Source organism: Kitasatospora sp. NBC_01300 (genome assembly GCF_041435235.1).
Taxonomy (GTDB): Bacteria; Actinomycetota; Actinomycetes; order Streptomycetales; family Streptomycetaceae; genus Kitasatospora.
The window spans coordinates 3,247,830-3,260,322 of record NZ_CP108408.1; the positions used below are offsets into that span (position 1 = coordinate 3,247,830).

Annotated in this window: 11 protein-coding genes; 3 read left to right on the forward strand and 8 right to left on the reverse strand. The window is 74.1% G+C overall.

Going from position 1 to position 12,493, the window contains the following annotated elements; genetic code table 11:
• Positions 1-56: 56 nt before the first annotated feature.
• From OG556_RS14230 to OG556_RS14240, 3 genes are all read right to left on the reverse strand, one after another.
• Complete coding sequence (locus OG556_RS14230; RefSeq protein ID WP_371517357.1) at positions 57-1,058, reverse strand: SMI1/KNR4 family protein; 1,002 nt, start codon at positions 1,056-1,058, stop codon at positions 57-59.
• A 104-nt stretch (positions 1,059-1,162) separates the two neighbouring features.
• Positions 1,163-2,311 (reverse strand): DegT/DnrJ/EryC1/StrS family aminotransferase, encoded by a 1,149-nt coding sequence (locus OG556_RS14235; protein WP_371517358.1) that lies wholly within the window; start codon positions 2,309-2,311, stop codon positions 1,163-1,165.
• A complete protein-coding gene (locus tag OG556_RS14240; protein WP_371517359.1) occupies positions 2,308-3,492 on the reverse strand; it encodes a Gfo/Idh/MocA family protein in 1,185 nt (394 codons plus the stop codon). The genes OG556_RS14235 and OG556_RS14240 overlap by 4 nt, the downstream gene beginning before the upstream one ends.
• Positions 3,493-3,872: 380 nt before the next feature.
• On the opposite strand from OG556_RS14240, the gene OG556_RS14245 reads away from it, so the two are divergent.
• Positions 3,873-4,334, forward strand: coding sequence for a YwqJ-related putative deaminase (locus OG556_RS14245; protein ID WP_371517360.1), 462 nt, complete (start codon positions 3,873-3,875; stop codon positions 4,332-4,334).
• 83 nt (positions 4,335-4,417) lie between these two features.
• Positions 4,418-4,927, forward strand: coding sequence for an SUKH-3 domain-containing protein (locus tag OG556_RS14250; protein WP_371522700.1), 510 nt, complete (start codon positions 4,418-4,420; stop codon positions 4,925-4,927).
• Positions 4,928-4,993: 66 nt separating this feature from the next.
• Here OG556_RS14250 and OG556_RS14255 read toward each other — a convergent pair whose 3' ends face one another.
• Complete coding sequence (locus OG556_RS14255) at positions 4,994-6,262, reverse strand: sensor histidine kinase (RefSeq protein ID WP_371517361.1); 1,269 nt, start codon at positions 6,260-6,262, stop codon at positions 4,994-4,996.
• A gap of 334 nt (positions 6,263-6,596) precedes the next feature.
• On the opposite strand from OG556_RS14255, the gene ppc reads away from it, so the two are divergent.
• A complete protein-coding gene (gene ppc / locus OG556_RS14260; RefSeq protein WP_371522702.1) occupies positions 6,597-9,332 on the forward strand; it encodes a phosphoenolpyruvate carboxylase in 2,736 nt (911 codons plus the stop codon).
• Between the two features lie 159 nt (positions 9,333-9,491).
• Here ppc and OG556_RS14265 read toward each other — a convergent pair whose 3' ends face one another.
• The 4 genes from OG556_RS14265 to OG556_RS14280 form a co-directional block, all read right to left on the reverse strand.
• Positions 9,492-9,815 (reverse strand): hypothetical protein, encoded by a 324-nt coding sequence (locus OG556_RS14265; protein WP_371517362.1) that lies wholly within the window; start codon positions 9,813-9,815, stop codon positions 9,492-9,494.
• 137 nt (positions 9,816-9,952) lie between these two features.
• Entirely contained in the window at positions 9,953-10,531 is a 579-nt protein-coding gene (gene pth, locus OG556_RS14270) for an aminoacyl-tRNA hydrolase (RefSeq protein WP_063348046.1), read from the reverse strand.
• Positions 10,532-10,640: 109 nt separating this feature from the next.
• A complete protein-coding gene (locus OG556_RS14275) occupies positions 10,641-11,228 on the reverse strand; it encodes a 50S ribosomal protein L25/general stress protein Ctc (RefSeq protein ID WP_363619228.1) in 588 nt (195 codons plus the stop codon).
• Between the two features lie 283 nt (positions 11,229-11,511).
• Positions 11,512-12,489 carry a ribose-phosphate diphosphokinase gene (locus tag OG556_RS14280; protein WP_350877737.1) on the reverse strand — a complete coding sequence of 326 codons (978 nt, stop codon included), beginning with the start codon at positions 12,487-12,489 and terminating at the stop codon, positions 11,512-11,514.
• Positions 12,490-12,493 lie beyond the last annotated feature (4 nt).

Consider the following 12,493-nt stretch of genomic DNA (forward strand, 5'->3'; position numbering starts at 1 on the left):
GGTTCACCCCTGTCCCCATCCTCGTCGTCCCCGCTCGCTCCACCGCCGCGGCCACGTCAGTCCACCGGGACGGCCCGGGCGAACCCGCCGTCCACCATCAGCTCCGCGACCGTCTCCAGCTCCGGCGGGCTGCCGGCCAGCCGCAGCAGGAACGCGTCGAAGTCCTCGCCGCAGGGCAGCAGCAGCCGGGCGCAGCGGTCCTCCGGGGCCTCCGGCGCACCGGTGTCGCGGGCGTCGTCGTACAGGTGGAACCAGACCGAGCCGACCCGGTCGCCGCGCACCTTGAGCGCGACGATGCCGCCCTGCACGTAGGCGACGCCCAGGTAGTCCTTGGTGAGGTGGTCGCGCAGGCACTTGTTGGCGTACACGACGTCCTGGGTGCCGTACTCCTCGCTGAGGGTGAGGAAGGGCTGGTCGAGCAGCATGCCGAGCTCGGGGTCCAGCGCCACCCCGACCGGGGCGCGGCCGCCGCCCAGCTTGAGGAAGGTGCGGTAGGCGCCGGGCAGCCGGTAGCCGAGGCGCTCCTCGGCGCGCTGCACCAGGTCCTCGGGGACGCCGATCGGGTCGCCGCCGTCCTTGGCCAGCGAGAAGTGCACGGGCCGGCGCTCCTGCAGCGGGCGGGTGCCGCGGCGGGTGTGGTCGGCGGCGGAGGTGGCCAGGCCGGCGTGGTGCCGCAGCAGCGCCTTGACCTCCACCGGGACGAGCTCCATCCGCCGCCAGCCGGGGGCGGCCCGGCCGACCGCGTGGTGCCAGGTCCAGCCGGGCGGGGTGGCGACGGCGGTGTCCAGGTCGGCCCAGAGCGGGTGGCCCTGGGTGAACAGCGCGGCGTTGGCCGACACGTAGTCGGTCAGCCGCAGCTCGTCCACGCCGAAGCCGTCCGGCGGGTCGGCGACCTCGGCCGCGGCGGCGGCGTACGGGCCGAAGTCCGGGTAGCCGTACTCGTCCACCCGGACCCCGGCGGGGTGTCGCTCCGCGCGGACCGGGTCCGGGAACTGCACCACCTGACCTGCGTACGCCGCGTTCGGTGCGGCGGCGACGCCGGGCCGACCTGTCGTCATCTGGGAGCCCCCACTGGCTGCTGCAAATTCTCGAAGCGCTTGCTGGACACCAGCGTAGGGGGTCGTCTCCGGGCCCGGGCCCCCGCCCGGGAGAAGGGGAATCGTCAGAGCCGCTGCCCGAGCGCCCCGGCCAGCACCCCGGCGATCCTGGTCTGCTGCGCCTCGGTGAGGTGCGGGTGCAGCGGCAGGCTGAGCAGTTCGCGGGCGGCCCGTTCGGCGACCGGGAACGCCCCCGCGCGGTGGCCGAGGTGACGGAACGCGGGCTGGAGGTGGACCGGGACGGGGTAGTGCACCCCGGCGCCGATCCCGGCGGCGCGCAGCGCGGCGAGGACGGCGTCGCGGTCCCGGCCGGGGCCGATCCGCACCGCGTACAGGTGCCAGACGTGCTCGTTGCCGGGCGCGGTGCGCGGCAGGGTCAGTCCGTCGAGGGCGCCGAGCAGGGCGTCGTAGCGGGCGGCGGCGGCCCGGCGGGCGGCGTTCCAGGCGGGCAGCCGGCGCAGCTTGGCCCGCAGCACGACGGCCTGCAGCGCGTCCATCCGGGAGTTGAAGCCGAACCGCTCGTGCCGGTACTTCTCGCGCGCGCCGTGGTCGCCGATCAGCCGGACGGCGGCGGCGAGTTCGTCGTCGTCGGTGAGCACCGCCCCGGCGTCGCCGTAGCCGCCGAGGTTCTTGCCCGGGTAGAAGCTGGTGGCCGCGATCCGCCCGTAGCCGGTGCGCCCGTGCTGCCGGGCGCCCTGGGACTGCGCCGCGTCCTCCACCACCGGCCGCCCGTCGGCCAGTTCCAGCAGCGGCCCCATCGGGGCGAGCTGGCCGTTCAGGTGGACGGGCAGCAGCGCGACCGCGCCGGGCAGCGCCCCGACGGCCCGCTCGGGGTCGATCAGCAGGTGCGCCGGGTCGGCGTCGACCAGCACCGGGCGCAGCCCGGCCCGCTGCACGGCCTCGGCGGTGGCGACGAAGGTGTTGGCGGGCAGCACGACGCCGCCGCCGGGCGGCAGGTCGAGGGCGCGCAGGGCGAGTTCGAGGGCGTCGGTGCCGTTGCCGGCGCCCACGCAGTGCCGGGCGCCGGTGAAGTCGGCGTACTCCCGCTCGAAGCCGTCCACTTCGGGGCCCTTGACGTAGCCGCCGGAGGCGAGCACCCGGTCGAAGCCGGCCCGGACCTCGGCCGCGACCTCGGCGTGCGCGGCCGCCAGGTCGACCAGCGGGATCGGGTCGGCCGGCGGGATCGGTTCGACCGGCGGGATGTCGGCGCTCACCGGGCGGCCGCCCGGTCCCCGGACCCCACCGGGACGGTGGCGCCGCCGAGTTCGAGGCTGAGCGAGGCCGCCTCCAACAGCTGGAGCACCCGCACCCCGGCCCGGCCGTCGGTGAGCGGGGCCCGGCCCTCGGTGATCGCGGCGGCGAACTCGGCCATCACGTTGCGCAGCGCCTCCTGCTCGACCAGCGCGGGCGCGACCATCTCGCCGACCCGGTAGGAGATCAGCGCCCGGTGCCGGATCGCGTCGGTCAGCTGGTCGGGCGGGGTGAGGTCGACGCCGCGGTCGTGCACGGCCAGCCGGGCCTGCGGGTTGAGGTCGTCCCAGACCAGGGTGCGCCGGGAGCCGCCGATCAGCGTGGTGCGGACCTTCGTCGGGGAGAGCCAGTTGACGTGGCAGTGGGCCAGCGCGCCGTTGCTCAGCCGGACCGTCAGGTACGCCACGCAGGCCCGGCCGGCGCCGATCGGGTCGGCGCCCTGGGCGGACACCCCGACCGGTTCGACGCCGGGCGGCAGCACGAAGTCGAGGATCGACAGGTCGTGCGGGGCGAGGTCCCACAGCACGTCCACGTCGGGCTGCACCAGGCCGAGGTTGATCCGCACCGAGTCGAAGAACTGGATGTCGCCGATCTCGCCGCCGTGCACCAGCTCGCGGATCCGGCGCACCACCGGGGTGTAGCAGAAGGTGTGGTCGCACATCAGCACCAGCCCGCTGCGCTCGGCCAGGTCGACCAGTTCGGCGGCCTCGGCGGCGGAGGTGGTGATCGGCTTCTCCACCAGCACGTGCTTGCCGGCCTCCAGGGCGGCCCGCACCAGCCGGTAGTGCGCGGCCGCGGGCGTGGCCACCGCGACCGCCCCGACCCGCTCGTCGTCGAGCACCCGCCGGTAGGAGCCGGTCGCCCGGACGGTGCTGTACTCCCCCAGCACGGTACGGGCCTTGGCCTCGTCCAGGTCGCACAGCCAGTGCAGCCGCAGCGCCGGGGTGTCCTGCGCGTTGCGGACCAGCTTCGGGCCCCAGTAGCCGGCCCCGACCACGGCGAGGCCCACCGGGCGTTCCGGCGCCGGCCGGGGCGGTTCGCCCGGCGTGGGCACGTGCCCGCCGGGCGCCTGGTTGGCGGCCTGCGCGTCCCAGACTCCCGAGCGCTGCCGTGGTCCGTTCCGACCGGGCTGCTCCGACGTCATCCACGAGCCCCTTCGCTCCGCCGCCGGGGCGGGCGCGGGCCCACCCCGGCGGCCCCAACGTCCGGCGCGGGCACCGGGTCCGGCCCCGTCCGCGCGTCCGCGGGCGGTCGGCCGGATCCCCTTCGGCCTCGCTGCCGGAACGGTACCGGCCGTGCCCCCGGCCCGGGGGTGGTTTCGGGAAATCGGCGGACAAGTCGTGACGACGGTGTGCGGATCCGGCCCCGGTCCGGCGAGGATCGGGTGACGGCCCGGCCGGTCCCGCACGGTCGTTCGTCCGCCCTCGCACCCCGGTTGTGCGGATGTCGGTGTCGTTTGACAGGCTTGCCCCGGACCGTCCCACCGGTCCTTCCGTCAGCGGGAACAGAGGAGGAGGACGACGCATGACCACCGGTGAGCCCGCGGGCCCGCCCGTGCTGCGCCACCACCGCGACAGCCTGCTGCCCGCCGTCGCCGCCGCGCTGTCGCTCAAGGGCGGCGAGGTGCACACCCTGGCCGGGGACAAGGACGCCCGACGGCCGGTCCTGCACCCGTTGGTCGGCGAGTTCCTGGACACGCTGCCCGTCGAGGCGCGCGAGCGGTTCACCGGCCGCTGCCCGGAGGCCGTCCTGCTCTCCCAGCACCTGGCCGCGGTCGACGGCCGGCGCTCCAAGCGCGCCGCCCGCAAGCCGATGACCCTGCACGAGGCCCGCAAGGCGCTCAAGGGCTCGCGGATGACGACCGTTCGCATCCGGGAGGAGGGCGACCCGGCGCACGGCACCCACGCCCCGCCGTGCCGTTCCTGCGCGCCGATGCTGGAGCACTTCACCGTGCAGAGCGTCGCCGTCGGGCCGCCCGCGCGCTGACCGCGCCCTCGTACGCCCCCTGTCCCCGAGCCCTGGAGTCCGCCCTGAACCCGCCCAGCCCGCCCCCGCCACCGCCGGCCACCCTGTCCGCCGCCCCCGCCGGGCGGGCCCGCCCGCGCTTCCCCGCCGACGTCGCCGCCGAGCTCAAGGCGGCCGGCTGGCACCCCGGCCGCTGGCAGATACGGCAGGCCGAGGAGTGGGCCGACGCCCTGGTCGGGTACGGCGGGCCGTCCGGCCTGCGGCACGCGGTGTTCCCGGCGGCGGTGGAGGCCTGGGCCGAGTTCGGCGGCCTCGCCTTCGACCTGGCCGGCCCGGGCCGCCAGCTGGCCCGCACCCCGTTCCTGATCGACCCGCTGTGCGGGCTGCACCAGCCGCGCACCCTGCTCGACCTCGGCCGCGCCCTGGGCACCCAGCTCGCCCCGCTCGGCGAGGAGGCGTACGGGCAGGCGCTGCTGGCCGTCGACGAGGAGGGCCGGGTCTACAGCCTGGACCACACCGGCGAGTGGTTCCTCGGGCACGGCATCGACCAGGCCGTCACCACCCTGGTCCTGGGCACCGCCCCGGAGCGGCTGCGCACCGCCGACGGGACCTGACGGCGGCCCGGGGCGCTCCGCCGACGCGCGCCCGGGTCTGATCTTCGGACCGGGCCCGGCGGCGCGTCACCGCAGCCGTTCGGCCCGGACCGCCAGCCGGGACGGCAGCACCGCCTCGACCCGGAACCCGCCGTCCGCCTCCGGCCCGGAGGAGAAGGTGCCGCCCAGCGCGATCACCCGCTCCCGCATCCCGACCAGCCCGTTGCCGCCGCTGGGCAGCTTCGCCGCGCCCCCGCCGCCGCCCGGGCAGGCGTTCACCACGCTCACCCGCACCCCGTTGGGCGCGTACGCGAGCAGGACGGACACCTGTGCGCCGCCCGCGTGCTTGTGCGCGTTGGTCAGACCCTCCTGGACGACCCGGTAGGCGGTCTGCTCGGCCTCGCCGGTGAACTCCTGCCGGCTGCCGCTGACGGTCAGCGTCACCGCCATGCCGGCCGCCCTGGACTGGTCGACCAGCCGGGGCAGCCCGGCCAGCGAGTCCGGCTCCGGCTGGCGCTCGTCGTCCATCCGCAGCACGCCGAGGATCTCCCGCAGCTCGTTCAGCGCCTGCCGCCCGACCTCGCCCATCAGCTTGGCGCTCTGCGCGGCCTTCTCCGGGTCCTTGGCGACGATCCGCTCCAGCGCCCCGGCGTGCACCACCATCAGGGACACCCGGTGCGCCACCACGTCGTGCATCTCCCGGGCGATCCGGGTGCGCTCCTCCAGCCGGGCCCGGCGGGCACGCTCCTGGGCCTGCTCGGCCAGCAGGTCCAGTTCGGTCTCCAGGCCGTGCGCGCGGTCCTTGAGCGAGTCGATCAGCCGCCGCCGCGCGCCCACGTACAGTCCGGTGACCACCGGCGGGACGGTCAGGCCGACGGAGACCAGCACCGAGATCAGCACCTGGCCCCAGAGCGGCGGCTGCTCCACCGCCGTGTCGCCGGGCGTCAGCATCGACACCATCATCACGGCGACGGTCTCGGCGAAGGCCAGTGCGGACAGCGCCACCACCCGCCAGCGCCGGGTGGGCCACTCCCAGGTCGCCGCCAGCGTGTACAGCGACACCACCAGCAGCAGGACGCCGAGCATCCCCGGCATCGCCACCAGGGTCACCAGCACCGGTACGGCCGGCCAGCGGCGGCGCAGCACCAGCGACCCGCCCGCCACCACGCCGAGCAACGAGATGCCGGCCAGCCCGGCGGCGCCCAGGTGCACCCGGCCGAAGAGGAAGGCGATCGTGCTGAGCGCGCACTCCAGCGCGGCGAGCACCGCCAGCCCGATGTCCAGGAAGGCGCTGCGCGGCCGCTCCCACCACCAGAACGACCGGACCGGCGCGCGCTCCCCAGGCGACTTGCTCATGGCCGACAGCCTAAGCGGCAACCCCCTCCCCTCCCCACCGGGATTGCCCCCGACACCTCGCCGGACCCCCAAGTGGTCCAGACCACATGCGGCCAGCGGCGTCACTGTCCGCCATCCGGCCACCTCGCGGACAGCGACCGCCCCGACACCTATGCTGGTCGCGTCGGACAGCGCGGTCCGCACGCGTCACACCCGCCACACGCGGGCGGACCTGTGACGATGAGCCGTTGCCGAACCCCACCACCACAGGGAGCCAGCCGTGACCGCTCCGGTCCCCACCCCGGCGGACAGCCCCAATGTCCACGCCACCGGCCCAGTTGCCGACAACGCGGCCCTGCGGGCGGACATCCGCCGCCTCGGCGACCTGCTCGGCGAGACGCTCGTCCGCCAGGAAGGCCCCCAGCTGCTGGGCCTGGTCGAACAGGTCCGCCTGCTCAGCCGCACCGACGGCGAGGCCACCGCCGAACTCCTCTCCGACATCGACCTGGACACCGCCGCCAAGCTGGTCCGGGCCTTCTCCACCTACTTCCACCTCGCCAACGTCACCGAACAGGTGCACCGCGGCCGCGAGTTCGCCACCCGCCGCGCCCGGGAGGGCTCGCTGCTCGCCCAGACCGCCGACCAGCTCGCCGAGGCGGACCCCAAGCACCTCGAGAACACCCTGGCCCACCTCGCGGTCCGCCCGGTCTTCACCGCCCACCCCACCGAGGCCGCCCGCCGCAGCGTCCTCAACAAGCTGCGCCGCATCGGCGAACTCCTCGACCGCATCCACCGCGAGGAGATCGCCGCCGGCCTCTCCCAGGCCGACCCGGCCCGCACCAGCAGCGCCCGCCGCCAGGCCGACCGCCGCCTCGCCGAGGTCATCGACCTGCTCTGGCAGACCGACGAGCTGCGCATCGCCCGCCCCGAGCCCACCGACGAGGCCCGCAACGCCGTCTACTACCTGGACGAGCTCTACCGCGACGCCGTCCCCCAGGTCCTGGAGGAGCTGCACGAGGAGCTCGGCCGGGTCGGCCTGACCCTGCCCGACGGCGTCCGCCCGCTCACCTTCGGCACCTGGATCGGCGGCGACCGCGACGGCAACCCCAACGTGACCCCGCAGGTCACCTGGGACGTCCTCAACCTCCAGCACGAGTACGGCATCAAGGACGCCCTGGCCGCCGTCGACGACCTGCGCAGCACCCTCTCCACCTCCGAGCGGCTGGCCGGCGCCTCGGTCGAACTGCTCGCCTCGCTCAACACCGACCTGCACCAGCTCCCCGAGCTCAGCCCCCGCTACAAGCGGATGAACGCCGAGGAGCCCTACCGCCTCAAGGCCACCTGCGTCCGGCTCAAGCTGGAGAACACCCGCGAGCGGCTCGCCCAGGGCACCCCGCACGTCGAGGGCCGCGACTACCTCGGCACCCGCGAGCTGATCACCGACCTGCGGCTCATCCAGGACTCCCTGCGCTCCCACCGCGGCGAGCTGATCGCCGACGGCCGCCTCGCCCGCGCCATCCGCACCATCGAGGCCTTCGGCCTCCAGCTCGCCACCATGGACGTCCGCGAGCACGCCGAGGCCCACCACCACGCCCTCGGCCAGCTCTTCGACCGCCTCGGCGAGGAGGCCTGGCGCTACGCCGACATGCCCCGCGAGTACCGGCAGAAGCTGCTCGCCAAGGAGCTCCGCTCGCGCCGCCCGCTCGCCCCCACCCCGGCCCCGCTGGACGCCGCCGGCACCAAGACCCTCGGCGTCTTCAACACCATCCGCGAGGGCTTCGAGCGCTTCGGCGACGAGATCGTCGAGAGCTACATCATCTCCATGTGCCAGGGCGCCGACGACGTCTTCGCCGCCACCGTCCTGGCCCGCGAGGCCGGCCTGATCGACCTGCACGGCGGCATCGCCAAGATCGGCATCGTGCCGCTGCTGGAGACCACCGAGGAACTCCAGAAGGCCGACCTCATCCTCGACGAGATGCTGTCCGACCCCTCCTACCGGCTGCTCGTCTCGCTGCGCGGCGACGTCCAGGAGGTCATGCTCGGCTACTCCGACTCCTCCAAGTTCGGCGGCATCACCACCTCCCAGTGGGAGATCCACCGCGCCCAGCGCCGGCTGCGCGACGTCGCCCACCGCTACGGCATCCGGCTGCGCCTGTTCCACGGCCGCGGCGGCACCGTCGGCCGCGGCGGCGGCCCCTCCCACGAGGCCATCCTGGCCCAGCCCTGGGGCACCCTGGAGGGCGAGATCAAGGTCACCGAGCAGGGCGAGGTCATCTCCGACAAGTACCTGCTCCCCTCCCTCGCCCGGGAGAACCTGGAGCTGACCATCTCCGCCACCCTCTCCGCCTCCGCGCTGCACACCGCCCCGCGCCAGGCCCCCGAGGAACTGGCCCGCTGGGACGCCGCGATGGACCAGGTCTCCGCGGCCGCCCACACCGCCTACCGCGCCCTGGTCGAGCAGGACGACCTGCCGAAGTACTTCTTCGCCGCCACCCCGGTCGACCAGCTCGCCTCGCTGCACCTGGGCTCCCGCCCGTCCCGCCGCCCCGACTCCGGCGCCGGCCTCGACGGCCTGCGGGCCATCCCGTGGGTCTTCGGCTGGACCCAGTCCCGCCAGATCGTCCCCGGCTGGTACGGCGTCGGCTCCGGCCTCGCCGCCGCCCGCGCGGCCGGCCTCGGCGGCGTGCTCGACGAGATGCACGGCCAGTGGCACTTCTTCCGCAACTTCCTGTCCAACGTCGCCATGACGCTGGCCAAGACCGACCTGCGGATCGCCCGCCACTACGTCGAGCAGCTGGTGCCCGCCGACCTGCACCACGTCTTCGACCAGATCGTCGCCGAGCACGACCTCACCCTGCGCGAGGTGCTCCGGCTCACCGGCGAGGGCGAACTGCTGGAGCACAACCCGGTGCTCAAGCAGACCTTCACCGTCCGCGACGCCTACCTCGACCCGATCTCCTACCTCCAGGTCGCGCTGCTGCGCCGCCAGCGCGAGGAGGTCGCCACCGGCCGCCACGAGGACCCGCTGCGCGCCCGCGCGCTGCTGCTGACCGTCAACGGCATCGCCGCCGGCCTGCGCAACACCGGCTGACGCCACCGCGCGTACGGGACGGGGCCGCCGTCCGCCCTCCGGGGTGGGCGGCGGCCCCGTCCCGTACCGGAAGGGCTCGGGGCACGCGAAAGGGCCGGTGCCCGTGGGCACCGGCCCGGTGTCGTGTCACCGCGCGGGCGGCCAGGGCCCGCACCCGGCCTACTCGCCCGGCTCGCCCGCGCGCCGGCGCTTCAGCCACAGCGCGGCGCCGCCGGCCGCGACCACCAGGCCGCCGCCGACCGCCAGCAGCCCGGCGTCCGTGCCCATCGATTCACCGAGCAGCGGCCCGAACTGCGCCGCCGCGGGATCCGCGGAGACGCCCGGATCCGGCTCGGCCACCGCGTCCGCGTGCGCCACCGCGCCGCCCGAGAGCAGCACCCCGGCCGCCCCCAGCGCACCGGCCGTGCCGACCCGCCGTCCGAACTGCTTCAGTCGGACCACCCGGAGCCGCCGCAGTCGGCGGACCGGACGAAAACCCCGCATCGAGAACTCCCCAGGACTCGTTCGCGTACCAGGCCGACGCTATCCGATCCCGCACAGGGTTCTCACACGGATTCAGGTTTGGACCGTCAAGCGTTGTACGACTGTTGCGTAACACCACTCCCGGACTTGATGGAGCGTCAGGAGTTGTAGGTGCCCTGCGCCCGCTCCAGCCCCTCGGACAGCAGCGCCTCCACCGCGTCCGCCGAGCGGTCCACGAACCACTCCAGTTCCTTGCGCTCGGCGCCGGAGAAGTCCTTCAGCACGAAGTCCGCGACCTCCATCCGGCCCGGCGGCCGGCCGATCCCGCACCGCACCCGGTAGTAGTCCGGCCCCAGCGACTTGGTGATCGACTTCAGTCCGTTGTGGCCGTTGTCCCCGCCGCCCAGCTTGAGGCGCAGTGCCGCGTAGTCGATGTCCAGCTCGTCGTGGACGGCGACCAGCGCCGAGGCCGGCGCCTTGTAGAAGTCCCGCAGCGCCGTCACCGGGCCGCCGGAGAGGTTCATGAACGACATCGGCTTGGCCAGCACCACCCGGCGGCCGGACAGCCGCCCTTCGGCCACCTGCGCCCGGCTCTTGTGCGCCTTGAACTTCGCGCCCATCCGCTGCGCCAGCAGGTCCACCACCATGAACCCGATGTTGTGCCGGTTCCGGGCGTACTGCTCGCCCGGGTTGCCCAGCCCCACCACCAGCCAGGGGCCCTCGTACTCGTCCGCCATGCCCTCTCTCCTCCTGTGCGCGCTCTACGTCATCTTCCCGGACACACCGCTGCCCCGGCCGCTCCGAGGGGAGCGACCGGGGCAGCGGTCACAGCTGGTGGGGCGAGGCTCAGGCCTCGGTGCCCTCGGCCTCGGCGGCCTCGTCCTCGGCCGGGGCGGCCTGGGCGCCGATGACCTGCAGCACGACGGCGTCGGCGTCGACGGCCAGGGTGACGCCGGCCGGCAGGGCGATGTCCTTGGCGAGGACGGAGGCACCGGACTCCAGGCCCTCGACCGAGACGGTGACCGACTCGGGCAGGTGGGTGGCCTCGGCCTCGATCGGCAGCGCGTTCAGGACGTGCTCCAGCAGGTTGCCGCCGGGGGCCAGCTCGCCCTCGGTGAGGACCGGGATCTCGACGGTGACCTTCTCGCCGCGCTTGACCAGCAGCAGGTCGACGTGCTCGATGGTGCGCTTGATGGCCTCGCGCTGCACGGCCTTGGGCAGCACGTACTCGTCCTTGCCCTCGATCGGCACGACCAGCAGGGCGTTCGGGGTCTTGAGCGCCATCATCAGGTCGTGGCTCGGCAGGTTCAGGTGAACCGGGGCGTGGCCGTGGCCGTAGACGACACCGGGGACGAAGCCGGCACGGCGGGCGCGACGGGCGGCACCCTTGCCGAACTCGGAACGGGTCTCAGCGGCGATGCGGATCTCGGACACGACTGCACTCCTCGGGAAGACTGGCGCGGGGGTGCAGGCAACGCGAAAAACCGCCGGGGCCACACCCTCAGTACGTTCGGGGGTCACTCGGCGGTAACGGCCTCTGCCGACGGACGGAAATCCGACACCGGCAGCGCGTCGATCACGGAGCGGGCACCCGGCAAGCAGGCGCACGGCATCCCTCGCCGAGCAGTTTCACGAGTCTAACCGCATGAACGGTCTCCCGTGAAATCGGCGGCGGCCCCGGTCCGATCCGGACCGGGGCCGCCGCCGTCGGGCTTCGTCAGTGCACGCCCTCGAAGAGGCTCGTGACCGAACCCTCCTCGAACACCTCGCGGATCGCGGCCGCGATCGAGGGGGCGATGGACAGCGTGGTGATCTTGTCCAGCTGGATCTGCGCCGGGGTCGGCAGCGTGTTGGTGAACACGAACTCGCTCACCCGCGAGTTCTTCAGCCGGTCCGCGGCCGGGCCGGAGAGCACGCCGTGGGTGGCCGCCACCAGGACGTCCGCCGCACCGTTGTCGAACAGCGCGTCGGCCGCGGCGCAGATCGTGCCGGCGGTGTCGATCATGTCGTCGACCAGGACGCAGACCCGGTCCTTGACGTCACCGACGACCTCGGCCGACAGGATGGTGTTGGCCTGGGTCATGTCGCGGCGCTTGTGGATGATCGCCAGCGGCGCGTCCAGCCGGTCGCACCACTGGTCGGCCACCTTCACCCGGCCGGCGTCCGGCGACACGATGGTCAGCTTGGAGCGGTCCACCCTCCCGCCCACGTAGTCCGCCAGCATCGGCAGCGCGAACAGGTGGTCCACCGGGCCGTCGAAGAAGCCCTGGATCTGCGCGGTGTGCAGGTCCACGGCCATCAGCCGGTCGGCGCCCGCCTGGCGCAGCAGGTCGGCGACCAGGCGCGCCGAGATGGGCTCGCGGCCCAGGTGCTTCTTGTCCTGGCGGGCGTACCCGTAGAACGGCAGGATCGCGGTGATGCTCTTGGCGGAGGCCCGCTTCAGCGCATCGATCATGATCAGCTGTTCCATGATCCACTGGTTGATGGGAGCCGTGTGGCTCTGCATCACGAAGCAGTCCGCGCCGCGGGCCGAGTCCAGGAAGCGGACGTAGATCTCGCCGTTGGCGAAGTCCAGGGCCTTGGTCGGGACGAGCTCGGTCCCGAGCGCCTCGGCCACCTCCCTCGCCAGTTCCGGGTGGGCACGGCCGGAGAAGAGCTTGAGTTTCTTCTCACCCGACGTCGTGATCCCGCTCACTGCA